Annotated in this window: 21 protein-coding genes; all 21 read right to left on the bottom strand. The window is 38.5% G+C overall.

Annotated elements, in window-relative coordinates:
• Positions 1-15: 15 nt before the first annotated feature.
• Positions 16-1,245 (bottom strand): lanthionine synthetase C family protein, encoded by a 1,230-nt coding sequence (locus QF06_RS07340; RefSeq protein WP_041850824.1) that lies wholly within the window; start codon positions 1,243-1,245, stop codon positions 16-18.
• Positions 1,246-1,326: 81 nt separating this feature from the next.
• On the bottom strand, positions 1,327-3,138 hold the full coding sequence (locus QF06_RS07335; protein WP_041850825.1) for an ABC transporter ATP-binding protein: 1,812 nt from the start codon (positions 3,136-3,138) through the stop codon (positions 1,327-1,329).
• On the bottom strand, positions 3,135-6,311 hold the full coding sequence (locus tag QF06_RS07330) for a lantibiotic dehydratase (RefSeq protein WP_041850826.1): 3,177 nt from the start codon (positions 6,309-6,311) through the stop codon (positions 3,135-3,137). The genes QF06_RS07335 and QF06_RS07330 overlap by 4 nt, the downstream gene beginning before the upstream one ends.
• A gap of 81 nt (positions 6,312-6,392) precedes the next feature.
• Positions 6,393-6,572 carry a hypothetical protein gene (locus tag QF06_RS07325; protein ID WP_041850827.1) on the bottom strand — a complete coding sequence of 60 codons (180 nt, stop codon included), beginning with the start codon at positions 6,570-6,572 and terminating at the stop codon, positions 6,393-6,395.
• A gap of 146 nt (positions 6,573-6,718) precedes the next feature.
• Positions 6,719-11,032, bottom strand: a complete 4,314-nt coding sequence (locus QF06_RS07320) for a PolC-type DNA polymerase III (protein ID WP_015715890.1) — start codon at positions 11,030-11,032, stop codon at positions 6,719-6,721.
• Between the two features lie 108 nt (positions 11,033-11,140).
• A complete protein-coding gene (gene proS, locus QF06_RS07315) occupies positions 11,141-12,835 on the bottom strand; it encodes a proline--tRNA ligase (protein WP_003231918.1) in 1,695 nt (564 codons plus the stop codon).
• A gap of 32 nt (positions 12,836-12,867) precedes the next feature.
• Entirely contained in the window at positions 12,868-14,136 is a 1,269-nt protein-coding gene (rseP, locus tag QF06_RS07310) for an RIP metalloprotease RseP (protein WP_072174245.1), read from the bottom strand.
• Positions 14,137-14,142: 6 nt separating this feature from the next.
• Positions 14,143-15,294, bottom strand: coding sequence for a 1-deoxy-D-xylulose-5-phosphate reductoisomerase (gene dxr / locus QF06_RS07305; protein ID WP_003245155.1), 1,152 nt, complete (start codon positions 15,292-15,294; stop codon positions 14,143-14,145).
• Positions 15,295-15,355: 61 nt separating this feature from the next.
• Positions 15,356-16,165 carry a phosphatidate cytidylyltransferase gene (cdsA, locus tag QF06_RS07300; RefSeq protein ID WP_072174243.1) on the bottom strand — a complete coding sequence of 270 codons (810 nt, stop codon included), beginning with the start codon at positions 16,163-16,165 and terminating at the stop codon, positions 15,356-15,358.
• A 3-nt stretch (positions 16,166-16,168) separates the two neighbouring features.
• Positions 16,169-16,951, bottom strand: a complete 783-nt coding sequence (locus tag QF06_RS07295; RefSeq protein WP_003231925.1) for an undecaprenyl pyrophosphate synthase — start codon at positions 16,949-16,951, stop codon at positions 16,169-16,171.
• A 130-nt stretch (positions 16,952-17,081) separates the two neighbouring features.
• Positions 17,082-17,639: a ribosome recycling factor gene (frr, locus tag QF06_RS07290; protein ID WP_003231927.1), complete on the bottom strand. Its 558-nt coding sequence runs from the start codon at positions 17,637-17,639 to the stop codon at positions 17,082-17,084.
• A gap of 1 nt (position 17,640) precedes the next feature.
• The gene (gene pyrH, locus QF06_RS07285; RefSeq protein WP_003220923.1) at positions 17,641-18,363 is read right to left on the bottom strand and encodes a UMP kinase; all 723 of its coding nucleotides are present in this window, start codon (positions 18,361-18,363) and stop codon (positions 17,641-17,643) included.
• Between the two features lie 145 nt (positions 18,364-18,508).
• Complete coding sequence (gene tsf / locus QF06_RS07280; protein WP_003231929.1) at positions 18,509-19,390, bottom strand: translation elongation factor Ts; 882 nt, start codon at positions 19,388-19,390, stop codon at positions 18,509-18,511.
• 101 nt (positions 19,391-19,491) lie between these two features.
• The gene (rpsB, locus tag QF06_RS07275; RefSeq protein ID WP_003220918.1) at positions 19,492-20,232 is read right to left on the bottom strand and encodes a 30S ribosomal protein S2; all 741 of its coding nucleotides are present in this window, start codon (positions 20,230-20,232) and stop codon (positions 19,492-19,494) included.
• Between the two features lie 143 nt (positions 20,233-20,375).
• Positions 20,376-20,879, bottom strand: a complete 504-nt coding sequence (gene swrB, locus QF06_RS07270; RefSeq protein ID WP_038828246.1) for a swarming motility protein SwrB — start codon at positions 20,877-20,879, stop codon at positions 20,376-20,378.
• A 28-nt stretch (positions 20,880-20,907) separates the two neighbouring features.
• Positions 20,908-21,672, bottom strand: a complete 765-nt coding sequence (gene sigD / locus QF06_RS07265) for an RNA polymerase sigma-28 factor SigD (RefSeq protein ID WP_003220911.1) — start codon at positions 21,670-21,672, stop codon at positions 20,908-20,910.
• 22 nt (positions 21,673-21,694) lie between these two features.
• Positions 21,695-22,195: a chemoreceptor glutamine deamidase CheD gene (cheD, locus tag QF06_RS07260; protein WP_003244852.1), complete on the bottom strand. Its 501-nt coding sequence runs from the start codon at positions 22,193-22,195 to the stop codon at positions 21,695-21,697.
• Positions 22,192-22,821 (bottom strand): CheY-P phosphatase CheC, encoded by a 630-nt coding sequence (gene cheC, locus QF06_RS07255; RefSeq protein ID WP_003231935.1) that lies wholly within the window; start codon positions 22,819-22,821, stop codon positions 22,192-22,194. The genes cheD and cheC overlap by 4 nt, the downstream gene beginning before the upstream one ends.
• An 18-nt stretch (positions 22,822-22,839) precedes the next feature.
• Positions 22,840-23,310: a chemotaxis protein CheW gene (cheW, locus tag QF06_RS07250; RefSeq protein WP_003231938.1), complete on the bottom strand. Its 471-nt coding sequence runs from the start codon at positions 23,308-23,310 to the stop codon at positions 22,840-22,842.
• A 21-nt stretch (positions 23,311-23,331) separates the two neighbouring features.
• Positions 23,332-25,350 (bottom strand): chemotaxis protein CheA, encoded by a 2,019-nt coding sequence (cheA, locus tag QF06_RS07245; protein ID WP_014476817.1) that lies wholly within the window; start codon positions 25,348-25,350, stop codon positions 23,332-23,334.
• 5 nt (positions 25,351-25,355) lie between these two features.
• Positions 25,356-26,429: a protein-glutamate O-methylesterase CheB gene (gene cheB, locus QF06_RS07240; protein WP_003245823.1), complete on the bottom strand. Its 1,074-nt coding sequence runs from the start codon at positions 26,427-26,429 to the stop codon at positions 25,356-25,358.
• Between the last annotated feature and the right edge of the window lies 1 nt (position 26,430).

Raw genomic sequence — 26,430 nt, 5'->3', positions numbered from 1 at the left:
CGTTAAAAATAACCTTTAATTAAGCAGTAAAATTGATTCCCAACGTGTATACGTCATTTGGTTTCTAAATGCAAGTAAAGTCAGTAATACTCCTGTTACTCCATTCAAAATACCTAACTCGTCACTAACAATCTCCTTATTCAAATTATCCCTTTCGATATTTTGAAATCCAAGAACATTATTATCATTATAATAACCAAGAAGTTTTTTCACTAAATATATTTGATAAGATTTAAATTTAGGATCCCTGATTGATTCATTAAATAAGAATGTAATCGTCAATAATCCACTTAATCCATGACAAAATGTAGGAGAATAGTTTTTTTGCTGTTCAAAATTCCTTTTTATAACATCTTTAAATACTGTAACCGCACAGTTACTATATTTCGCGTCACCTGTTGCTTCCTTTGCTAATAGCAATGCCCTGCATGTTCCTGGAGAACCATAACACCATGCGTCTCGTGTAGTTATATCAACTGTTTGATCTTTATTTTTTTCATTAAGAATGATACCGTTGGGAAATAAATAACCATTAGCGCTCTTAGTTTTTGTTTTTATAAGGAAATTAGAAATTTTCTTTATCGCATCTAATTGGCCCTCAACAATTATATTATTAATGTAACTAAGAGAAAGTAAGCTAAGCGGTCCACTTACCCCATGTGCCAACCCACAGTCTAATACATATTTTTCATCTGCTAATGAATTTACATTTTTATTAGCCATACGAGTAATTAATACTAATATTTTTTCTAATAAATCTCTTGACTCTCTCTGATCCCTGAAGAACAATAAGTATCTTCCTATTCCAGCAAAACCATAAATTGTTTCATACAAGAATAAATCATTTTTTTGTAGGCTCGACAAGTCTTTAAATTCTTCAATATGTTTTTTAATTATATCGAAGTAGTATAAATTAAAATCAGTTAGAAAATTACGGTATCTATTTCCATTTTTCGACAAAGCTAATATACAAAAACCTATCCCTCCCATGCCTCCTAGACATGACGGTGAATAATCTTCCATTCCTTCTAATTTTTTTTTTATATGAATTAGATATTCATGTCCTATCCTATCCCAACCTCTATTTGGAAAAGTATAATCTAATTCAGCAAACAAAATACATACTGATGAAATTCCACTTGCAACTGATATATCATCTAATCTTTGCAAATTTAAGACTAGTTGTAAATCAGAAATTTGTTTACTGGTCTTAATTATTATTTTATCGATATAATTGTTAAGCATGATAATACAGCTCCTAGATAACTATAATATGTCTCAATTATCAGATCCATCGACTTATTACTTTTAAATATTCTACTCAGATCATAGGCCTGAATAAAATACTTTTTTTTGTTGATTATACAGATCATAATACATACCTTTATTCTGCAACAATTCTTTATGAGTGCCACACTCTATTATTTCTCCATTATTCATTACTAAAATACGAGATGCCAGTTGCACTGTGTTAAATCTATGAGTAATAAATAATCCAATTTTATTTTTTAAAAACTCATTATATTTTATAAATAATTCTTGTTCAGAGTAAATGTCTAAGGCAGAGCTTGGTTCATCCATCATATACAAACTTGCCTTCTTAAAGATCGCACGCGATATAGCCATTTTTTGCCACTCTCCACCGGAAAGTTGATGTCCTTTATTAAACATCTTCCCCAACTGACTGTCAAATCTGTCTGGATACTTATTTATAATCTTATTTGCACCAGAAATGTAAGCTGCATATTCCAAAAAATCTTGATTCTTCATTTCATTATAATTACCAAACCCTATATTTTCCCTTATTGAAAATTCATATTTAATAAAATCCTGAAAAATAATGCTTGTCTGAGCCCTAATACTCTCAATTGAGTATTTTTCAATAGGTATAGAGTTAATTAATATTTCTCCTTCAAAACCATCATACAAGCGACATATAAGTTTGATTAAGGTAGACTTACCTGAGCCATTACCACCAACAATTGCAATTGTTTCTCCTTTTTTTAATTCAAAACTAATTTTTTTAAGGGCATAATTATTTTTATTTGGATATTTAAATGAAACATTATTAAAAGTAATTTTATTTATTTCGGTAAGTTGGATTTTTTCCTCCAATTTAGTATCATTATTCAATTTTCTATTTTTCACAAATTCAAAGAAATCATTTACATACAAATTGTTTTCATAAACAGAGAATACTCCCTGCATTAACGTTTTCAAAGCTGTCTGAGAAGATATAACCCCCTGTATTAAGGCCATCATTGTTCCAATCATAATTTCTTTGGAGAATACTTTTAATATGATATATAACATTATTCCACCAACAATTAATTGGTTTACAGTTTCAAAAATTGTCGAAACCTTCATTTTTCTTTGTGCCATTTCTTTATCTGTTTTTAAAAAAACCTTGTTAATTTTTTCGTATCTACTAATTAATAAATCGCTTAAATTAAAAAGCTTTATTTCCTTAATATTAAAATCACGTGTCATCAAAAAAATATAATAGTATATTTTTCTTCTTAATGGAGTTCTTTCCCATTCTATTTCGTATTCCTTTTTCCCTAATTTCACAAAGAAAATTGAAGATATGATTGGCGTTAAAAACAAGAGTATTACAACCCACCATTTCCAAATAATTATAATTATTGAAGTTGAAATTATAGTTATAATATTAGTTAATATATTAAGAATCTCAGTGAAAATTTGGAATGGTCTGTAACTAGATTCTGAAGTTACTCTTTGTATCTGATCATAAATATGAGGGTTTTCGAAATCAGGTAATTCTAAAATCTTAGTTTTCTTTAAAATTTCCAAGTTAATAAAATAGGCTAACTTATTTGCAAAGATCTCCTCTTTATATTGTTTATATTGATTAACGATAACCTGCACTAAATAAACCACTATTAATAATATGAAAATAAGTAATACTTTATTTATTTGTGTTTCTCTTTGTAAATTATTTAAAAGCGATTGATTTAGAAGTAATAAAGAAGGTGGAATAAATCCACTTATAACAGCAATTATAATGATTTGAAAGAAACTTATTTTATCTACCTTAAGAAAAATCTTATATAATTTTGGCCAATTATTAAAAGAACTAATTACTTCTTTATAAGTAACATTATAAAATTTACTCATAGTATTCCCTTTTGGTATTTAAGATTTTTAAGTGTATATTTTACAAGCAGCATAATATTTTTCTCTTTTTCCCTATCCACTCCTAATAATCTATTTAAATGCATATGAATTATACTCAACCAAATATCTTTAGTAGGACTATATAAATAATTGCTTTTAACAGAAAATTCTTCGCTGGCATGATTAATTATTTTTTTTCTTTTTTCGAAAATACTAATCAATTTATTTCCATCTTCGCTTTTTCTTAGGTTACTCCAATTTAGATTTGAGTTACATAGGAAAACTAAATAGTCTTTCTTTAATCTAAATTCCTTAGGAAATTTATTATTCTCTAAAATTCTTTCAAAAAGATTAAGTTGTTGATTATAATCAAAACCTATTTCTTCTAAGTAGAAAATGACACTAAGAACTGCAATTGTCTCTTTATCAAATAACTCATTAGTAGTATACGATAAAAAATTGAATAGCTCAGAGACACAGATGCTATCATAATAAAATAAAGTCTCACAAATATCTATAAAATCAGGTCCTCCATATCGTTCAATTTCTCTTTCATAGCAAGATAATTCGATTTTATTAATTAAACCTCCTTCAATTAGATTTGATGTCCAGTCTTTCATTTTTATTAATACAGTCGACAAAAGAATGTTGGGGTCTCCCTGTATTCGTAATCTTATATGCGGTTTATCATCTAAATAACGCACATAAAAATATTTATTAATTAATTGATTATTATTAATTAATTGATTTAAAAAAGACGGAATATGGTCAGCAATTATTTCTTCATCTCTAAATGAATTAAAGTACAATTTGAAATACAACCAATCACTGCCTATTTGTTTTTTTGTAAGAATACTATTAGTATAAATAATGGGTTTATTCTTTTTAGTTTTGCCTATACTATTATTATTTTTATTTTGTATGAGAGGAAAAATAAACTCTATGTTATATTTATTTTTATTCCTATCTTGTGCCCATGACTTTGACAAATTAATTTCACTTTCGATTAATCTAATAATCTTCATTTTTTGGATTTTTTTATACAGTATTTTCAAGTGAAGATGAACGTCTAGATTTAAAAATAATTTTTCATCACCTTCAACTAAATATACACTTTTAGGAATACTCCATTTTTTTGCCCATCTTTTAAAAATTTTTAACCATTCATCATAATTAGGTTTTTCCGTAATATGATCACTTAAATTAAAATTCCACATTGCAGGGGATAATATTGTTTTTTTGAATTTAACTCTTGGTAAAAATTCACTTTCTATTAGTCTTCCCCAATTAAATCCTGTAAGATATTGATCATTAAATAATGAAGCTTCTTGTATAAATCTAAATACATTTGGAGTTATATCCATATTAACTAGACTATTTACGCTAATATTAATTCTCTTATTTAAGTTTTTGGATTTAAAATAAAATAAATCCTCTTCTACGCCGACAACTATATCCTCAATTGGAATAGTTTCATTTTCCTCAGAACAAAAGTTGTTAAGGTTAATTTCATAGTCGGAAAAATTATCTACCATCATAATATTGGCTATTTTACCATTATTAGGGGTGTAACTCATTTCGGCATTAATATAATGCTCACAAATTGTTTGTTGGTCATAGAATTGTTTTACATTAGTTTTATCTTTTAAAAGATCAGTAAATCTACCCGCGGCTTTTCCTGCAAAGTTAGAAACTGGGTTTTCAGAGTTAAGGAATATTGTATACTTTCCTTTATTAAAGGAATCAATATTATCAGCTACAATATTTCCGAATATTTCAAACGATTTAACGAAATTATTTTGGCCACTTATATTTTTTTCTTTATTTAAATGTTTTAGTTCTTCCAATGTAATTTCAATTTCTTGCTCATTTTCTTTTATAGAATTAAGTAACTTTCTTAACAAATAGTTTTCCAACTTTTGATTACTCTTATAGATAAACTCTCTAGTACTCGTAGGATTTTTATAACTTGCTGGAGATCCTAATCCGATATCATTATTTAATAATTCTAATAATTCAACCTCGCGATGCTCTCCATACTTATCTATAAATTCATTTAGATAGTTTTTTAGATGTCGAGGTTTATTATTTGTTATAGAAAAGTACTCTAAACACTCTGTCAGTTCTATTAAATCTTTTTTTACATTATTACTTAATTTAATCTCACTTTTATTATTTAAACTCAAATTAACTTGTAAGTAAATATCGCTAACAACAAGATTGCTCATTAGTTTTTCGATCTCGTTGACTTCATTTAAGCCTTCTCCAATTGGCAAGGTTTCATAATAATTTATTTTAGCTTGTATTGATAATAACTCCTGAAGGATATATTGTAAATCTTGTTTTTCAATACTTTTAATTTTATTGATCACATAATTAAACGGCGATTTCTCCAACAGAGATGGTCTTAAGTCTGTAATTAAGTAATCTTGATCTACTAAATTGTGTATTAAAGATAATATTTTCTCGCTAGTTACTGAGGAATACTCTTTTTTTAAATACCTTAATATATTTTTTATTTTAAGAGGTTCTTGTGTTAACTTCTCTATAATTTCAATAGGAGGACTAACAATGATTGAGCTTATGTCATTTGTTATGTTATTTTGACGTGCAGAATCAATTTTTGAATTATAGGAAAGAAAATAACGGTTCCCTACTTTCTCAACTAAGTTGTTGAATTTTACATTAAGCTCTAAAAAAATCGAATTTTCTTTTTCTAATTTTTTTATCAACTTATATAACCAATTCATATCTGGGTTGCACTTCTTAATATTATGTACAAGAGGATCTATATTAATTGAGGTTTCATTCTCGAATCTTCCAACAGTAACACTGGAGAAAAGCCCAAAAGGAGTTGTTCTAGAGGTCATCCGCAATAAATAATTATTTAATGATATTGCTATTTGCTCTTTCCTTTTTTTGTCCGTTATATTTTTCCAATATTTTAAATTCTCATATAATGAAGGACTGGCAATATAAATAGCTTCCATAAAAATTGGATTATTAATTAAATCTTTCACCCAGTTAGAGTAACTTTCTTTTCCATTTATCATTTTATGTAAATAATTTTCAAGAAAGGTTAGAGATAAAGTAGGAGTTCTAATAAAGAAACTATCTAAAGAGAACCATTTCTGCTCTATATTCTTTAAACTATCTTTCTTTAGTGATTTCATATAAACAACACTCTCTTTATAACAAATTTAATTAAACAACTTACCAAAGAGGTGAAGATAATACTATCTTCACCCAAAATATTAAGCATCACAATACCCATAGTTTTTAGTAATAACGATACCATCACACATTGCCCGAGAACAGAGAGCTTTTGAAGCGACACCACCACTGCAACCAAAGGTAAGTCGAATACTATTAGGTTCTACATTCGATTTGCTCGTTTGAATTTTCAAATCTAAATCAAAAATATCCTTTTCCAAACCAATCACCTCCCTTTTAATAGAAATGTAACATATATTTTGTTTATATGTCAATATTATACTTTAACATTCGACTTAATTGTTTATATTTTAATTATTTTCAAAACAGAAAAAGACACAATTAAGAAAACTGTGTCTTTTTTATTTTAAAACAGTGACAATTGATTTTGATCAGGCAGTGACTCCAGACAGCCATGGCGATCTAAGTACTCTAAAATCGTTTTTGATACTTTCCCTCTCTTTTGCAAATCTTCTTTTGAGAGGAATTCGCCTTCTTCGCGAGCTTTTACAATGTTCAAAGCAGCGTTCGTCCCTAACCCTGGAATAGAGTTAAACGGCGGAATAAGACTGTTGCCGTCAATAATAAACTCTGTAGCGCTGGAGCGATATAAATCGACTTTTTGGAATGAATAGCCTCTCTCACACATCTCAAGCGCTAATTCTAAAACAGTCAGAAGGTTCTTTTCCTTCGGTGAAGCATCGAGTCCTTTAGCGTTTATATCCTCCATTACCGCTCTGATTGCTGTAGAGCCCTTGATCATTGTATCAATATCAAAGTCATCTGCACGAACGGTAAAATAAGCCGCATAATACAAAAGAGCATGATGCACTTTAAAGTAAGCAATGCGGACTGCCATTAAGACATATGCCGCGGCGTGGGCTTTCGGGAACATGTATTTAATCTTTTTACAAGAATCAATATACCAGTCTGGGACATTGTTATTTTTCATTTCTTCTTCCCATTCAGGCGTTAATCCTTTTCCTTTACGCACGAATTCCATGATTTTAAAGGCAAGGGACGGTTCAAGGCCTTGATAGATTAAATAAACCATAATGTCATCACGGCAGCCGATAACCTCACTCAGCTCACAAATATTATTGTGGATGAGCTCCTGTGCATTGCCAAGCCATACATCAGTTCCGTGAGACAAGCCTGAAATCTGAACGAGCTCAGAAAAAGTGGTCGGCTTTGTATCTTCAAGCATCTGCCGGACAAATCGGGTTCCGAATTCAGGAATTCCAAGAGTGCCCGTTTTACAGCCAATCTGTTCTTCAGTCACACCGAGTGATTCGGTTCCCTGGAAGATCTTCATCACTTCAGGATCATCCGTCGGAATTGTTTTCGGATCTATTCCGCTTAAGTCTTGAAGCATCCGAATAACAGTCGGGTCATCGTGTCCGAGAATATCAAGTTTTAACAGGTTGTCATGGATGGAGTGGAAATCAAAATGAGTCGTTTTCCACTCTGAACCTGTGGCATCTGCCGGGAACTGGATCGGTGAAAAATCATAAATATCCATATAATCCGGAACTACGATAATACCGCCAGGGTGTTGTCCAGTTGTACGTTTTACACCTGTGCATCCCTGTACGAGCCGATCTATTTCGGCACCGCGCATATGAAGATTGTTGTCTCCGGCATAGCCTTTTACATAACCGTAGGCTGTTTTTTCTGCCACCGTGCCTATTGTTCCCGCACGATATACATTGTCTTCCCCGAACAATACTTTTGTGTAATTGTGTGCTTGCGGCTGATATTCCCCTGAGAAGTTCAAATCGATATCAGGTACTTTGTCCCCTTTAAATCCTAAGAACGTTTCAAATGGAATATCATGGCCGTCTTTTTTCAAAGGCGTTCCGCAATGAGGGCATGTCTTGTCAGGCAGGTCAAAACCGGAACCGACAGAACCGTCATTAAAGAACTCAGAATGCTGGCACTCAGGACAAACATAGTGCGGCGGCAGCGGGTTTACCTCAGTAATCTCAGTAAGTGTCGCAACTAATGAAGATCCTACGGAACCACGGGAACCAACGAGATACCCGTCATCTAGTGAACGTTTTACAAGTTTGTGAGAGATCAAGTAAATAACAGCAAATCCGTGGCCAATAATACTCTTTAACTCTTTTTCAATCCGCGCTTCGACAATTTCAGGCAGCTCTTCCCCGTAAATGCTTCTTGCACGCTGATAGCTCATTTCTCTGATCTCTTCATCAGCGCCTTCGATTTTCGGCGTATATAAATCATCTTTAATCGGCTTGATGTCATCAACTAAAGAAGCAACCTTTTGGGTATTGGTGACTACGATCTCCTTCGCTTTTTTTTCACCTAAGAAAGAAAAAGCTTCAAGCATTTCGTCTGTCGTTCTGAAATGCACTTTCGGCAGTTCATGCCTATTCAGCGGATTTGCCCCGCCTTGTGAGGATATTAAAATCTTTCTGTAGATTTTATCCTCATCATTCAAGTAATGAACATTTCCCGTAGCAACAACCGGTTTATTAAGCTTTTCCCCCAGCTTCGTGATATTCGCAATAATTTCTTTCAGCGCTTTTTCATCACGGACCAGTTCAAGCTCCAGCAAGTGACGATACACTTCAGGCGGCTGAACCTCAAGGTAATCATAGAATGACGCGATATCTTCCACCTCTTCAGGCGATTTTTGCATCATTCCCTCAAAAACCTCTCCCCTGTCACAGGCAGAACCGATCAGCAGCCCTTCCCTGTATTTCTCAAGCTGAGATCTCGGAATACGCGGCACTCTGTAAAAATAATGAATATGAGAAAGTGACACAAGCTTAAATAAATTTTTAAGTCCCGTGCTGTTCACGGCAAGTAATGTTGCATGATACGGTCTTGATCTTTGATAAGCATTGGACTGACCCATATTTTCATTCAACTCATCATGGTACTGAATACCTTTTTCAGCCGCGTCTTTCAGCATTTTCAGAAGCAAATAAGCGGTTGCCTCAGTATCATAGATCGCACGGTGATGCTGTGTGAGTTCGATATCAAACTTTTTACAAAGTGTGTTCAGCCGGTGGTTCTTAAATTCCGGATAGAGAAAACGTCCTAGTTCTAGCGTGTCAATGACTGGGTTTTTAGCTTTATCGACTTCAAGAAGCTTTTTATAGGCTACATTTAAGAATCCCATATCAAAGCTTGCATTATGAGCGACAAGGATATCATCGCCAATCCATTCTCTGAAATCTCTTATTACATCTACGACATCCGGAGCGTCTTGTAGCATATCATCAGTGATCCCTGTCAGCTCTATGATTGTGGCGGAAAGCGGACGATGCGGGTTCGCAAACGCCTCAAATTTATCAATAATTTCTCCGCCTTTTACTTTTACTGCAGCCAGCTCAATAATGGTATCGTATACAGCAGACAATCCTGTCGTCTCAACGTCAAAAACAACATATGTTTCTTCTTCGAGCAGACGATGTGCGGCATTATAAGCAATTGGCACGCCATCATCCACGAGATTCGCTTCCATCCCGTAAATCATTTTAATTCCATGCTTTTTGGCCGCAGAATACGCATCAGGGAAGGATTGAACGACAGCATGGTCAGTCAAAGCGATGGCCTCATGCCCCCATTTTTTCGCCTGTTCGACAAGCTTTCCAATACCCGTAACAGCATCCATTTGGCTCATTGGGGAATGAAGATGCAATTCCACTCTTTTTTCTCCTTCAGGTGCTGAATCTTCACGGGTTTTTGCTTTTATTTCGTTTACGTCATTTGCGATCATGACAAGGTCTCTGACAAATGTATCATTTTGAATGCTTCCGCGTGCTTTTACCCACATTCCTTTTTTCAGAGACTTCATCAGTGCCGCATCTTCTTTTTCACGTGCAAACATTTTGATCAAAATACTATTTGTATAGTCTGTAATTTTGAAGATACACAGCGTGCGCCCGCTCTTCAGCTCGCGCGTCTCCACATCAAACACATAACCTTGGACCGTAATTCTCCGTTCTTCGTCCATGATGCTGTCAAGTGTCCGAATTTCCTCGTTATCTTTAATTTGATAACCGATAACAAGAGGACCAGATGGTGCTTGGTCTTCATCACTTTCTTTATCTTTCTTCTCCATTTCAATCAAGGCCTGCATAGCCCGCTCTTGGTCTTCTGCAAGCTTTTGCTCCCGAAACTTTTGAACTTCCTGCTCGGATACAAATATTTCAGCATCAAGCTGAAGATCTGGAAAGCCAAATTGACGGTAGCCTGCTTGTATCATGGAACTGTATTTGTTCTTTAGCGCAGCCGCTTCTGTATCCGTTTTGGTTTTGACAATCAGTTTATTGCCCTTCAGCTTCGGTTTTTGCTGGTTTAAAAGACTGATGATCGGCGGCGAAATGCCCTGCAGTTCTTCAATGCAGCGTGACCAGTAGTCTTGAACGATACTTTCACTGACCTCGGCATCCTGAACTTCAATTGAAGATGTCACTTTTGCTATGTGGGCAAACGATTGCGTCAGCCTCGTTGTTAATGTGTCATATATTTGAAAAGGCAGCAAAGATTTAAATTGAAAATGAAAATGCCAAGATTTAGAAGCTTTGTGAATTGTCAGCTTTTTAATCTCGCCATGTTCAAAGTATGTCATGAAGGTATCATCTGTCATATTAATCTGCTGCAGAAGAATTTGAAACTGCCTTCTGTTTACTGATAACTGTTCCATTAAGACAGTATCCCTCCCTAAAAACATCATAAGTGAAGGTACCTCAGGCAATGAGGTACCTTCTATTATTTCTATTTTAACATGTTTTTTGATAAATCGTTATGGTGATTACTGCTTGCTGATAAACGCAGATAATTCGTCTACTGAAATCTCAGTTGACTCACCAGTTTGACGAATTTTCACTTCGACGATTCCTTCGTCAGCCCGTTTTCCGACAGTGATGCGGATTGGAAGGCCGATTAGATCTGAATCAGCGAATTTTACACCGGCACGCTCAGCACGGTCGTCATAGAGCACTTCATAGCCTTCCGCTTTTAAATCGGCATACAGCTTTTCAGCAAGCTCTCTTTGCCCATCGTTTTTCATGTTCAATGCAAGAATATGAAGATCGTACGGGGCAACGCTTTTTGGCCATATTAATCCTTTTTCGTCGTGATGCTGTTCAGCAATAGCAGAAAGCGTTCTTGACACACCGATTCCGTAACAGCCCATCAGCATTGGCTGCGCGCGTCCGTTTTCATCTAAATATGTCGCATTCATCGCTTCTGAATAGCGTGTTCCGAGCTTAAAGACTTGTCCGACTTCGATTCCCTCAGCAAAACGGATCGTTCCCTTGCCGTCTGGTGAAGGATCACCTTCTTTAATAAAACGAAGATCAGCAAATTCTTTAATTTGCGCGTCACGATTCACATTGACATTTTTATAATGATGATCTCCTTCATTTGCCCCGGCAACAGCATTAACCATTGCTTTCACAGCTTGATCGGCATATACTTCCACATCCTGATGAATACCAACAGGGCCTACAAAACCTGGCTCTGTTCCGAGCTGCTGAATGACCTCTTCATGTGTAGCAAGCTCTACAACTTCTGCATGAAGCAAGTTTTTCACTTTAATATCGTTAACTTCATGATCCCCTCTTACAAGCACTAAGACAAAACGGTCATCAGCTTTAAACAATACTGACTTAATGCACGCTTCAGCCGAAACCTGTAAGAACGCAGTCAGTTCTTCGATTGTTTTCACGTTAGGCGTATGAACCTTCTCTAGAGCTTTAGGCTCTTCATCTGAAGGAACTTCCTGGTGAAGAACTTCAGCCATCTCGATATTAGCCGCGTACTGTGATTCATCAGAATACGCAATCGTATCCTCTCCGATCGCAGAAAGTGCCATAAATTCGTGCGTATCCTTTCCTCCCATTGCGCCTGAATCAGCGATAACAGGTCTTACATTAATGCCGCAGCGGGCAAAAATATTAGAATAGGCCTCGTACATTTTTTGATACGTTTCATCCAGGCTCTCTGCAGATGCATGGAAAGAGTACGCATCCTTCATAATAAATTCGCGGCCTCTTAACAAACCGAAGCGAGGACGTTTTTCATCTCTGAACTTAGACTGAATTTGATAAAGAGTCAGAGGGAGACGCTTATAAGATTTAACCTCATCGCGAACAAGCGAAGTGATAACCTCTTCATGCGTTGCCCCTAAAGCAAATTCACGGCCATGACGGTCTTTTAGTCTCATCAGTTCGGGACCATACGTATACCATCTGCCTGATTCCTGCCATGTCTCTGCCTGCTGCAACGCAGGCATGAGCATTTCTACGGCATCAATTTTCTCCATTTCTTCTCGAACAATCTGCTGAATGTTTTGAATCACCTTATACGCAAGAGGCATATAGCTGTATACCCCGCTCGTATTCTGTCTGATAAATCCTGCTCTCAGAAGAAGCTGATGACTTTTTGCTTCGGCATCAGCTGGAACTTCACGGAGCGTAGGAATAAGCGTCAAGCTTTGTCTCATTTCTTCGCACCTCTGATTGATTTACTTTTCGTTTACAAAAACAGCCGCTGGATATCGTTCCATGTGACAACCAGCATAAGAAGCATTAAGAAAGCTACTCCGATAAACACAACAAATGCTTCTTTTTCCCTGTTAATCGGTTTGCCCCGAATCGCTTCAATAAATAGAAACAACAGTCTTCCTCCGTCAAGTGCCGGAATCGGAAGCAGGTTGACAATCCCAAGATTAATGCTTAAAAACGCAGCGAAACGAACCAAATTAACTAACCCGGTTTTCGCCACTTGGTCTGTCATATCATAAATACCAACTGGTCCCGCCAACATATTTATTTTAAATTGTCCTGTTACTAAATTACCAAACGTTTCTAAGATTTGATTGCCAATGTCAACTGTTGATGTCGCGCCGTAAGCAACTGCTGAGAGAACGCCTTTCTCAGTTGGCGCGTAAGAACCAAAGCGGCCGATTGTTTTTTTGTTCTCATCTTTAACAGCTTCCGGAGTCACCGAAATATGAAGCGTTTTGTTAGCTCTTTTTACTGCAACGTCCATTTCTTTCTCCGGGTTTTCTTTTACAGCGGAGACAATGTCAGTCCAAGACCTCATTTTCTCTCCGTTAATGCTTTGGATATAATCCCCTTCTTTTAGCCCTGCTTCAGCTGCCCGTCCATTGTCTGTCAGCTGCCCGAGCATAGGTTCATTTGACGGTACGCCTTGAATCAGCCCAAGCATCACTAAAATGACGTAAGCTAAAATAAAGTTCATAATCGGCCCTGCAGCAATTGCTTTAATCCGCTGCCACACAGGTTTGGAACCAAATTGGCGATTATACGGCGCAATCTGCACTTCTTCTCCGTCTACAATAAAAAAGGATGTTTCGCTGACAGTAAAGCTGGAAAGTTCGTCCTCTTTCCCCTGTTCATAACCGGTGATCTTCATGTCATGCTCTAGATCCGCTGTTTCCACTTCAATGACTAAAGCATCCGGATATTTTTCCTTTTGATTGATGATGACTTTCTCAACTTGATCTTCCTTATTAAACAGAAGCCCGACCGTGTATCCGGGTTTCACCTCAATCATTTCCGGATCTTCGCCGGCCATACGAACAAATCCGCCGACCGGAAGCAGCCTGATCGTATAAACTGTTTCATTTTTTTTGAAAGAAAAAATCTTTGGACCGAAGCCGATCGCAAATTCACGGCAGAGAATTCCCGCTCTTTGGGCTAGCAATAAATGGCCCAGTTCATGGAAGAAAACGAGCGTTCCGAAAATAATGATAAACGCTATAACTGTATTCACGAACATACCACCTTATGTGAGTATTGAATTGACGTATCCCCGGGTATCTTTGTCCACTTCTTGAATGTCCGCCAGGCTCGGTTTTTTCAGTAATTGATGGCGGGTTAGTGCCTTTTCGATACAGTCTTCAATAGCCAAAAACGGTATCTTGCCAGCTAAAAAGGCAGCGACAGCTACTTCGTTTGCCGCATTTAGCACTGTCGGCATTGTTCCTCCTATTTTACCTGATTCAAAAGCAAATTGTAAGCATCGGAACCTGTCAAAATCAGCTTTCTCAAAATGAAGGCTGCCGATTTCCCATAATTCAAGCCTTTTCGCATCTGGTAATGGCAATCGGTCAGGATAAGTGAGCGCATATTGAATGGGGACTCTCATATCCGGAGTTCCGAGCTGTGCGATCACACTTTTATCATGGAACTCGACCATTGAATGGATGATGCTCTCCTTATGTAAAACCACATCAATTTGTTCATAAGGTATATCGAAAAGCCAGTGTGCCTCGATTACCTCTAATCCCTTATTCATCATTGTAGCCGAATCAATTGTAATTTTTGCACCCATTGACCAGTTTGGATGTTTTAATGCATCTTCAACCGTTACTGATTCGAGCTCCTCCCGCGTCTTGTCCCGAAAACTTCCGCCGGATGCCGTAATGATGAGGCGTTCAATGTTTTTAGCCTGTTCGCCTTGAAGAGCTTGAAAAATGGCTGAATGCTCACTGTCAACAGGCAGCAGCGGAACATCATATTTCTTAGCATGTTCTTTTACTATATGCCCTGCAGTGACAAGAGTTTCCTTATTTGCAAGCGCAATTGTTTTTTTCTGTTCAATTGCCTTTAACGTCGGGATAAGACCGACGCTTCCAAGCAAAGCGTTGACAACAATGTCAACCTCCTCCATCACTGCTGCTTCTATCAGTCCTTCTTCTCCCAGCCCGATTTGGCATTCAAAAGAAAAAGACATTTGTTTTAATTTATGATATGTATCCAGATCACCGACAGAGACAAACTTCGGCTGAAAGACCTCAATCATTGGAACGGCCTTATCAATATTTCTGCCAAACGACATAGATACCAGCTGAAATTGATCTTGATGTGCACGCAGTACATCAAGAGTCTGTTCGCCGATTGATCCTGTTGCTCCTAAAAGACAAATATTTTTCAAAGTTGCCACTACTCCTATTCTTATTGCTGCATGATCAGTCTCATATTCATATTAGACTTTTTTATGAAAAAAGGGCAAGCAGAAAGTACAAGAAAGGCATGACAAACAAGAAACTGTCAAAACGGTCTAATATACCGCCATGCCCAGGAAGAATATTCCCAGAATCCTTTACATCGTAATGTCTTTTCAAGGCGGATTCCACTAAATCTCCAAGTTGTCCGAAAACAGACAAAAACAGCGTGATCAACAGCAGATAGATATACGGGATCGGAAGTTGTGCAACAAGCTGAAAAATCGTCGCCAATACAAGTGCGATGACAATTCCGCCTGCAAACCCTTCCACTGTTTTATTCGGACTGATTTCAGGCCACAGTTTCCGCTTCCCAAGCGATTTACCGACAAAATAGGCACCGGAATCCGTGGACCAAATGACAACACACGCATAAAAAATGTATGTTAATCCGTATTGGTCAAGATTTCTGATTTCGATAAAATAATGAAAACACATTCCGATGTAAATTGCTGCAAGCGTAATAAACCCGACTTCATCAAAAGTAAAGGTGTTCTTGACCAACACTGTGTAAGTCAGCAATAGCAGTACCGCAAATAAAGCGATTTCCATTTTGGAAATTCCGTCCGCTTCAAAAAACGAATACTGGCTTGGCAATAAGAACATCCACAACAATAAAAGACCGATCAAACCCGGCAGTGAAACCAGCTTCAGCTTTTTCATCCGTAAAAGTTCAAAAAGCGCCACACTGCCCATAGCATAAATTAATATGGTGAACGGCAATTCCCCGACAATAACCAAAAATAAAAATACAATTGCTGCCAGAACACCTGTCAAAATTCTTTGTTTCATGTCCACCATCCTCTAAATTCCGCCAAACCTCCGGCCTCTCTGCTGAAACTCTCCTAACGCCTGCAAGAAGTGATCTTCTTTAAAGTCAGGCCACAAGACGTCAGTAAAGACAAATTCACTGTAGGCAACCTGCCATAGCATAAAATTACTCAGCCTTATCTCGCCGCTCGTTCGAATTAAAAGTTCAGGATCCTGCAAAGATTCAGTCATCAAATAAGTAGAAAAAAGCGATTCATCAATGTCTTCAATATTCAAAGAGCCTTCCTTCACTTTTTCCGCGAGTGATTTTGCAGCACTGACAATTTCAGTACGGCCTCCATAGTTAAGAGCAAAATTAAGGATCATTCCGTCGTTTTGCGCCGTGTCCTGTACAGCTTTTTCAATCGCACGTAATGTGTGCGCCGGCAAAGCCGTTTCATCCCCAATGATCCGAACCTGTACATTTTCCTCAACAAGCTCTGGAAGATACGTATTCAAAAATTCTTCCGGAAGCTTCATTAAAAAATCGACTTCCATTTTCGGTCTTTTCCAGTTTTCTGTTGAAAATGCATACAATGTCAGTACTTTGACACCTAATTCGTTTGCGAGCTTCGTGGTCCTTTTTACCACCTTCATCCCTTCATGGTGGCCTGCAATTCTGGGAAGAGAGCGTTTTTTAGCCCAACGGCCATTTCCATCCATGATAATGGCGATGTGTTCGGGAATTTCTCCCTTAAGTATGTCTTCTTTTGTATAACGTTCTAAGTTGGAAGCCGCTGTTTGCTGATTCTTCCAATTTTTGAGTATGTTGAGCATGAGATTCCTCCGTCACCCAAAAAGGTTACATTCCCTGCTGATAATCAATGTAATCAACAGTATTAACAAAAAAACCCCCTGTAAACATGAGAGGGTCTTTTCACTATTATCTATTGTACATAGTTTTTCATTAAACTTCCATGATTTCTTTTTCTTTGTCTTTTGTGACACTGTCAATTTTTGACACATATTCATCTGTCAGTTTTTGAACGTCTTCAGTGGAAGCACGCAGTTCATCCTCAGTAATGTCTCCGTTTTTCTCAAGTTTTTTGAGATCATCGTTAGCATCACGGCGAACGTTACGAACAGCGACTTTTGCTTCTTCAGCGTATTTTTTTACAACTTTCACTAATTCTTTCCGTCTCTCTTCTGTTAGTGCCGGAATTGCAATTCGAATCATATTGCCGTCACTTGTTGGTGTAAGACCTAAATCAGCTTTTAAAATCGCTTTTTCGATATCGCCAATTGCTGTTTTGTCGTATGGTGTGATAACGAGCATACGAGCTTCAGGCACGTTAATAGAAGACAACTGATTTAAAGGTGTCTGCGCTCCGTAATATTCAACCGTTACTTTATCTAATAATGATGGATTTGCACGGCCTGCGCGTACAGTAGCCAATTCGCGCTGATAAGCAGCAATTGCTTTTTCCATTTTTTCTTTTGTTTGAGTTAATACTTCTTTTGACACGTTATTTCCCCCTCACGATCGTTCCGATTGATTCACCGATAACGGCACGTTTGATATTTCCTTCTTCCATAATAGAAAAGACGATAAGCGGAATGTCATTGTCCATGCATAAAGAGGAAGCTGTTGAATCCATGACTTCCAGGCCGTCTTTAAGAACGTCAAGATAAGAAAGTGATTCATACTTAACAGCTGATTCATCTTTTCTAGGATCAGCATTATACACACCGTCAACGTTATTTTTAGCCATTAAAATAACGTCTGCCTCAATTTCAGCAGCCCGCAGTGCAGCTGTCGTATCAGTTGAGAAATATGGGTTTCCTGTACCCGCAGCGAAAATAACGACACGTTTTTTCTCTAAGTGGCGTATCGCTTTTCTTCTTATGTACGGTTCAGCAACTTGTCTCATTTCAATGGATGTTTGCACTCTGGACTGGATTCCGAGTGTTTCCAAGCTGTCTTGAAGAGCAAGCGAATTCATTACTGTCGCCAGCATTCCCATATAGTCAGCAGTCGCGCGGTCCATGCCCAGGTCACTTCCTGTTTTTCCGCGCCATAAGTTGCCGCCGCCTACTACAACAGCCACTTCGACTTCAAGCTCAGCGATTTCCTTCACTTGCTTTGCAATGGATTGAATGACAGTCGGGTTAATTCCATTTCCCTGTTCTCCTGCCAATGCTTCCCCGCTAAGCTTTAATACGATACGTTTGTATTTTGGTTTTTCCATGATAACCTCCAAGTGTAAACATTGCCGTTTTCTATTATGCAAGAGAAAAAAAGGTTTGTAAATATAGTTTTAAAAATAGGGAACACAAAATGTGTCCCCTATACTGCCTGAAAAGACGCGACTTAGCCGCGAAATCTTTTCACCATTATTTTTTCACTTGGTTCATTACTTCTTCAGCAAAGTTTTCTTGACGTTTTTCGATGCCTTCTCCAACTTCATAGCGGACAAAAGTTTGAACAGTAGCGTTTTTCGCTGCAATAACTTGTTTCACTTTTTCATCTGGGTTTTTAACGAACGCTTGGTCTAATAGACAAATTTCTTCGAAGAATTTGTTCAGACGGCCTTCAACCATTTTCGCTACGATGTTTTCAGGTTTGCCTTCTTGGAGGGCTTGCTGAGTTAAGATTTGACGCTCATGATTTGTTTCTTCTTCAGATACTTGATCACGAGAAATGTAACGAGGGTTAACCGCAGCAACGTGCATTGCGATATCTTTCGCAGTTTCTTCATCAGTTGTACCGTTGAGAACAGTTAATACACCGATGCGGCCGCCCATGTGAAGGTAAGCACCGAATGCAGAGCTGTCGTCTTTTGTAAGAACTGTAAAGCGGCGAAGAGTGATTTTCTCACCGATTTTAGCAACTGCGCTTGTGATGTACTCTTCAACAGTTGAGCCATTTTCCATTTTTTGGCCCATGGCTTCTTCAACATCAGCTGGCGTGTTTGCAAGAAGGTGGTCAGCTAAAGTGTTAAGAAGCTCTTTAAAACCTTCGTTTTTCGCAACGAAATCAGTTTCAGAGTTTACTTCTAGGATAACGCCTTTGTTGCCGTCAGTTTTAATAAGAGTAGAACCTTCTGCTGCGATACGGTCAGCTTTTTTCGCTGCTTTTGCAATCCCTTTTTCTCTTAAAAGGTCAATTGCTTTGTCCATATCTCCGTCAGTTTCAGTTAACGCTTTTTTACAATCCATCATGCCCGCGCCAGTTTTTTCACGCAGTTCTTTTACTTGCTGTGCAGTAATTGCCATTTGTATTCCTCCTTATATGTTTAAACAAGAGTATGTATATTACACATTTTTCTTGAAAAAAGGTGATAAAAGGCAGTCCCTCTTATCACCTTTTGAATAGGTTACGCAGTTGTTGTTTCTGTTTCTGGTGCAGTTTCTTCAGCAACTTCCGCTTCTTCTTCGCCTTGCTTCGCTTCTAAGATTGCATCTGCCATTTTAGAAGTTAGAAGTTTAACAGCGCGGATAGCGTCATCGTTCGCTGGGATAACAACATCGATTTCATCTGGATCACAGTTAGTATCTACGATACCGATGATAGGGATGTTTAATTTACGAGCTTCCGCAACAGCGATGCGCTCTTTGCGAGGATCGATGATGAATAATGCATCAGGAAGATCCTTCATATCTTTAATTCCGCCTAGGAATTTTTCAAGACGCTCTAATTCTTTTTTCAATTGAACGACTTCTTTTTTAGGAAGTACATCAAACGTACCGTTTTCTTGCATTTTTTCAATGTCTTTAAGACGTTTAATACGTTTTTGGATTGTTTCAAAGTTTGTTAATGTACCGCCCAACCAGCGTTGGTTGACATAGTACATGCCAGAGCGTTGAGCTTCTTCTTTAACAGAATCTTGAGCTTGTTTTTTTGTTCCGACGAAAAGGATTTTTCCGCCTTCAGCAGCAAGATTTTTAGTGAAGTTGTAAGCTTCCTCTACTTTTTTGACTGTTTTTTGAAGGTCAATGATGTAGATTCCGTTACGCTCCGTGAAAATGTAACGCTTCATTTTTGGGTTCCAACGGCGTGTTTGGTGACCGAAGTGAACACCAGCTTCAAGCAATTGCTTCATAGAAATGACTGACATGTTATTTCCTCCTAATATAATGGTTTTTTTCCTCCGCTTAGGTCATTTTTGTGCAGAACTGCCGCCTGCAGCACCCTCTGCATAAATCGTTAAGCGTGTGTATTTAACACCAAGACATAATATAACACAGCTTTATCCGACAATCAAGAATCCTTTACACCTTTGGAGCGAAATTTTAAAAATAGCTCGATTTCTGTCTTTCCGCTCTTCATTTTCTGGGCAATTTGACTTGCCGAATATCCCTGTTCATATAATTCTATGACCTGGTCTTCAAATGATTGTACCTCACTGTTTACGATCTCTTCCCGACGGTCAACCTCTGTAATCAGACCTTCAATATGTTCAGGAAGATTCTCTGCCTCTTGGACTGGATCCCGCTCTTGATATGTTTCAGAGGTCTGAAGGCCTGGCTTTTGGGATTCTTCATCTGATTGACTTGCAGATGAAGCTTTATTTTCTATCAGTTTCTCATTTTCTTCTTTTAATTCAAGCAGAAATGCCGCCAAGGTGTTTTCCGTCTCTTCAAGTATCTGTTTTTGCTGTTTTTCTGTTTCTTTCACTGCAGCGAGCCTCGTATACAGGATAATGACAGCGTACAGAAGAACGCCGTGGAGCGTAAAGCTTAAAAGCCATAATAGTGTTGACATGTTTTTCACTCGCTAACCATGAAATTCATTATTGTATCACTTTTTCCAGCAGATTCTTTAATTTAAATAATGCCTTTGAATGGATCTGAGATATGCGGGACGTAGAAAGATTTAATACTTGTCCGATTTCTGTCAGTGTCAACTCCTCTTTGTAGAACAAACTGACAACCAGCTGTTCTTTTTCAGAGAGTTCGTGAATTTTTTCCGCAAGCTGTGCAATCAGTTCATCCTTCATAATCTTTTCTTCAGGCGGAACATTTTTGTCATCTCTGATCATGACTTGAATGTTTTCCCCATCATCTTGATCATGGAGCTTTTCATCAATTGACAGCAGATTTGCAAAAAAACCTTCATTCATTGTTGACACGACATCCTGTACCGTCATTCCGAGTTCCTCTGCAATTTCCGCGGGCGATACATTCCGAAGATACCGCTGTTCAAGCTTTTCAATTGCTGCTTCAACCTTTTTTGTTTTTTCGCGCGAGGTTCTGGGCAGCCAATCTTCTTTACGAAGCCCGTCTATGATTGCGCCGCGAATTCTAAACGAGGCGTAGGTATCAAATTTTAAGTCCCGGCTGGGGTCAAATTTTTCAAGGGCATCATATAAACCAAGCATACCAAGGCTCATAAGATCGTCTTTATGCACTGATTTCGGCAGCCCGACAGAAATTCTGCCTACATGATATGTGACAAGCGGCATGTAACGGCGCATTAAGTCGTCACCGGCTTTAGGATCTTTCCACTCTTTCCAGCGCGTCCAAAGCACCTGATCTTCATAATTCAAGGATTGCATTGTTATCCCCCTAATACCTTAATTAAATCGTTTTTTCACCTTGTTTAACAGTTCGAATATGCAGCATGCAGGACTTCGGTTCAAATTCTATCGTCCGGCCGCTTGAGCCGCCCGTATCTTCACTAATAATAGGAATATTAAATAAAGACAGCTGTTCTTTTATCGCTAATACATTTCTCGGTCCGATCTTCATCAAATCATTTGTCGATTTAAATTTAAACATCTCTGATCCGCCGGCCAGCTTTGCTTTTAATGCAAATTTCCGGCATCCCGCTTCTATCAGCATATCAATCGTGGTCTGTACGGCGGTGTCAGCGTACTTAGCCCGGTTGAGCTCGGCAGTTTTCGATAACGTCGAATCCGGAAGCATGACATGAACAAGACCCGCCGTTTGCTTTTCTTTATCATAAAGCACCAGCCCCACACATGAGCCCAAACCAGAGGTCCGGATGGTATCCGGGAAGCGGGCGATCTTCACGTCAGCAATCCCAACCTTTATAACAACAGCCTCAGTTGTACTCATAATGATGCACCTAAGGCGACAAAGAGCTTTTCAAATGAATCATAGTCCGGCAGCATAAACATATGCGCTTTCAGCTCCTGCTGATGGCTTTGGTCAAAAATTGACGTGTCGACAACAATGGCGTGTTCTCCAACCTGACTGAGCTCCATCAGCCCTTCGCTGATCACTGCTCCGAACATGTCCAAAGAGACTTCAGGAACACTTGGATAGAGCTGGAGTTTCGTCAAATCCGCCAAAGCTGTTAAATATGACCCCGCTAAAATATTGCCCAGTTCATGCAAAGCGGATGAGCTCATGTGGTCTTCACCTAAGTCCTCTATGTCAAAATCGGGGTTTCCAATCAGCTCTCTGATAAACTGCTCCGCCTGAAAAAAAGGCATTATAAAGAACATTGAACCCGTTAAATCGCCTTCCATTCTTAAAAAGATGCTGGCAACCGGGACATCGGCGCCGCCGAAAAAATCAACAAGCTCATCAAAAGACAGCAGCTTTGCAAATGGGACTTCCATATCTATCTTTCTATTTAACAGCTGGGCCATTGCAGAGGCGGAGTGGCCGGCGCCTATATTGCCGACTTCCCGCAAAATGTCCATCTGCTCTTCTTTGATTCCATTAAAAATACTCATGTCATAACCCCTTTAAGATTAAGCTTGATCGGGCACAGCGGACTGAGATGATTCTTTATCCAAAACCGCGTTCGCATCAATAATATTTAAGAGTCTGTTCTCTTGTTTCACAATCTGTTCGATCGACACATCCGTATCTTTCTGAACGCCTTCTGGAGCAGATTCTATTTCACTTTCGTGTACGGTAATCACATCGTTCGCTTCATCCACAATCCAGCCGACTTCAATATCACGATAAGCAATAATGATAATTCGTGTTTCATCGGTAATTTCATACTCTGGCAAATTCAGGCGTTTTCTTAAATCAATAACCGGAGTCACCACCCCGCGTAAATTGATTACCCCGCAAATATATGGTTCGACGCCAGGTACCCTCGTTGGCTTTTGCCATTTTTCAATTGATTTCACCTGAGTGACGGAAATGGCATATTCTTTGCCATTTACCATAAAGACTATCATTTTTTCGCCTGTTTTAATTTCTGCAGTCATGTGAGACACCTCCTCGAATGGTTAAATAATCAGTGCATTACAATCAATAATGAGCGCTACTTCTCCGTCTCCTAAAATAGTAGCTCCGGAAATTGCAAAGACGTTTGTTAAATAATCTCCGAGTGATTTCAGCACAACTTCCTGCTGGCCAATAAAGGAGTCCACCACAAATGCAGTAGGTTTGTCGCCTTTTTTCACGACAATGATATGGAGCTGTTCCGCATCTTTTCTTGTATCTTCTATTTTAAACTCTTCTTTTAAATAAACGACAGGGACAATATGCCCTCTAAAGTCAATCACTTCACGGTCATGCGTTTGCAAAATGTCTTTTCTGTCAATAACTGCTGTCTCAATGATTGAAGAAATCGGAATGGCAAATGTCTCTTCTTCCAACTTAATCAGCAGAACTGAAATAATAGACAAGGTAAGCGGCAGCTGGATGCTGAATAGAGAGCCTTGACCCTCGGCTGATTTCACACTGACTGAACCGCCAAGAGACTCCAGTTTGTTTTTTACAACGTCAAGTCCTACACCGCGGCCGGAAATATCAGAAATTTGGTCAGCAGTTGAGAACCCCGGAGCAAAAATCAATTCGTAAATTTGGTTGTCTTCTAAGGTTTCAGCTTCTTTTTCCGTTATGACCCCGCGCTCAAGCGCTTTTTCCAGAATTTTTTTGCGATTAAGGCCTGCGCCGTCATCCTCTACTTCGATAAAGACATGGTTGCCGCTGTGATAAGCTTTAAGCACAACTTTTCCTGATTCCGGTTTTCCCTTTTGCAAACGTGTTTCCGGCGCCTCGATACCATGGTCAATACTGTTTCTGATCAAGTGAACGAGTGGATCTCCGATTTCATCAATTACTGTACGATCAAGTTCAGTTTCCGCACCGATGATCGAGAGTTCAATTTTTTTATTCAGCTCTTTCTGAAGCTGGCGAATCATTCTCGGGAATCTGTTAAAAACAGTTTCAACCGGGACCATTCTCATATTCAGAATAATCGATTGCAAATCTCCGGAAATTCTCGTCATTCGTTCAACCGTTTCAGTCAGTTCATTGTGCTCAAGCTCTTTCGCAATCTGCTCGAGACGCCCGCGGTCAATGACAAGCTCTTCAAATAAGTTCATTAAAGAATCAAGCCTGTCAATGTTGACACGAATTGTTTTAGATCCGCCGGCTGAATGCTTCGCCTGTTCATCGTTTTTAGCAGGCTGTTTTTGTTTCTCCTGCTTCGCAGGTACAGCTGCTGCTGGTGAATCTTCTTGCTTAGATTCTTCAGGCTTTTCAGCTGATGTTAAAGGAGCCCCTTGAATGACTTCAACATGCTCAATTTCCGACACGCCATTGATTAATTGTTCAATGTCTTCCGCTGATTGATGTGTTAAGAAACAAACTTGAAAGTCAGTTCCAAAATCTTCTGTTTCAAGCACTTCAGCACTTGGAATTGTTTTGGCTACTTCTCCGACTTCATTTAGTTTTTCAAACACCATATAGACACGAACTGCTTTTAACATACAGTTTTCGTTCAGAGAAATCTTGATTTCATATCGTTTGAAGCCTTGCTCCTCCGCTTCTTGTATAACTGTGCGTTCAAATTCATCATATTCCCAATCAGATGCTGAACTCTGTGCTTCTGCAGGTTCAGCGGAGGCAGCGGATTCAGCGTGTGCACCATTCACATCAAGCTTGGCACTCACTTCTGAGATATCTCTTTTACCATCCCCGCCATCAATAATAGACTGAACCATTGCTTCCAGGTGATCCAGAGCTTCAAACAAAATATCCAGCCAGTCTGAGGTGACTTCCATGTCTCCGTTTCGGATTGCATCCAGCACGTTTTCAAGCAGATGGGTAAGATGTGCTAAATCCGTGTAGCCCATCGTTGCGCTCATTCCTTTTAATGTATGGGCAGCCCTGAATATATCATGTACGAGCTGAAGATCAGTCGGGTCTTTCTCTAAAAGAAGAAGCTTTTCATTACATGTTTGTAAATGTTCTTTACTCTCATCAATAAAGACATCTAAATACTGATTCATATCCATTTGAATCACACCCTCTCTTTTTTCACACAGCTTGTGATGGATGCTGCGATATCTTCCACATGTTTAATCTCATGAATGAGACCCGCTTTAACAGCAGCTTTTGGCATCCCGTATACGACACAAGATTCTTCAGACTCCGCAATGGCTTTCACATTGCCGGCTGTTAGCATGTCCTTTAGCCCAGCAGTGCCGTCACTGCCCATTCCGGTCATGATAACCGCTACTTTTTCATAATCTGTCAGTTTCCCGACAGAACGGAATAAATAATCAGCAGATGGTTTATGACGGCTTGGTGTGTCATGGTTATCAAGCACAACCTGGAGTCCTTCGCTGTTTTTAATAACGGATATGTTTTTTCCGCCCGGTGCTATGTAAACACAGCCGTTAAGAGCTGCTTCACCATCTTTTGCTTCTTTTACCTGAATGTCAGATAAATGATTCAGCCGATCAGCCAAAGAAGCAGTAAACCCCTCAGGCATGTGCTGAACGACAACCACTGGTGCGTTCAAATCTTTAGGGAGCTTCGGTATCACCTTTTGTAACGCTCGTGGACCGCCTGTTGATGTGCCGATACACACAATTTGTCTGCCCGTGCCAGGTTTCGGTTTGCTTAATTCAGGCTTAACGACAGCACGCACAATAGGTTCGGGCCGAACTGTCTGGGAAACAGGACGTTTCCGCTTGCCGGAAAGTCCTGCCGCGACGACACGCTCAACTAATTGTTCTTTAATTTTGTATAGATCCAGAGATATTGAGCCTGATGGCTTTGTGATAAAGTCAAAGGCACCGATCTCCAAACAATTAATTGTGCATTCTTTACCTTTCTCGGTCTGGCTAGACACCATAATGACCGGCAAGTTATAAATCTCAATAATTTTGCGGAGCGTATCTGTCCCATTCATGACCGGCATTTCAACATCAAGAGTAATAACATCCGGTTTTAATAATTCAATCTTCTTAAGCGCTTCTTCTCCGTTTCTCGCAGTTCCGATTACTTCTATCTGCTTTTCCTCGGTCAGAAAATCACTTATCATTTTTCTCATAAAAGCTGAATCATCAACTACAAGCACACGAATCAAA

The sequence above is a fragment of the Bacillus sp. YP1 genome (assembly GCF_000877815.1).
GTDB classification, from domain to species: Bacteria; Bacillota; Bacilli; order Bacillales; family Bacillaceae; genus Bacillus; species Bacillus subtilis.
The sequence above is the reverse complement of the archived record's forward strand: the minus strand, read 5'-3'. Positions and strand labels throughout refer to the sequence as shown.

Bases quoted from the DNA above. Each gene is read 5' to 3' on its own strand.
- QF06_RS07330 (WP_041850826.1), bottom strand. From the start codon at position 6,311: ATGAAATCACTAAAGAAAGATAGTTTAAAGAATATAGAGCAGAAATGG.
- rpsB (WP_003220918.1), bottom strand. From the start codon at position 20,232: ATGTCAGTCATTTCTATGAAGCAATTGCTTGAAGCTGGTGTTCACTTC.
- QF06_RS07335 (WP_041850825.1), bottom strand. From the start codon at position 3,138: ATGAGTAAATTTTATAATGTTACTTATAAAGAAGTAATTAGTTCTTTT.
- pyrH (WP_003220923.1), bottom strand. From the start codon at position 18,363: ATGGAAAAACCAAAATACAAACGTATCGTATTAAAGCTTAGCGGGGAA.
- cdsA (WP_072174243.1), bottom strand. From the start codon at position 16,165: ATGGTGGACATGAAACAAAGAATTTTGACAGGTGTTCTGGCAGCAATT.
- cheD (WP_003244852.1), bottom strand. From the start codon at position 22,195: ATGAGTACAACTGAGGCTGTTGTTATAAAGGTTGGGATTGCTGACGTG.
- QF06_RS07295 (WP_003231925.1), bottom strand. From the start codon at position 16,951: ATGCTCAACATACTCAAAAATTGGAAGAATCAGCAAACAGCGGCTTCC.
- cheW (WP_003231938.1), bottom strand. From the start codon at position 23,310: ATGACTGCAGAAATTAAAACAGGCGAAAAAATGATAGTCTTTATGGTA.
- QF06_RS07320 (WP_015715890.1), bottom strand. From the start codon at position 11,032: ATGGAACAGTTATCAGTAAACAGAAGGCAGTTTCAAATTCTTCTGCAG.
- QF06_RS07340 (WP_041850824.1), bottom strand. From the start codon at position 1,245: ATGCTTAACAATTATATCGATAAAATAATAATTAAGACCAGTAAACAA.
- rseP (WP_072174245.1), bottom strand. From the start codon at position 14,136: ATGTTCGTGAATACAGTTATAGCGTTTATCATTATTTTCGGAACGCTC.
- sigD (WP_003220911.1), bottom strand. From the start codon at position 21,672: ATGCAATCCTTGAATTATGAAGATCAGGTGCTTTGGACGCGCTGGAAA.
- swrB (WP_038828246.1), bottom strand. From the start codon at position 20,879: ATGTCAACACTATTATGGCTTTTAAGCTTTACGCTCCACGGCGTTCTT.
- cheA (WP_014476817.1), bottom strand. From the start codon at position 25,350: ATGGATATGAATCAGTATTTAGATGTCTTTATTGATGAGAGTAAAGAA.
- proS (WP_003231918.1), bottom strand. From the start codon at position 12,835: ATGAGACAAAGCTTGACGCTTATTCCTACGCTCCGTGAAGTTCCAGCT.
- tsf (WP_003231929.1), bottom strand. From the start codon at position 19,390: ATGGCAATTACTGCACAGCAAGTAAAAGAACTGCGTGAAAAAACTGGC.
- cheC (WP_003231935.1), bottom strand. From the start codon at position 22,821: ATGAGTATTTTTAATGGAATCAAAGAAGAGCAGATGGACATTTTGCGG.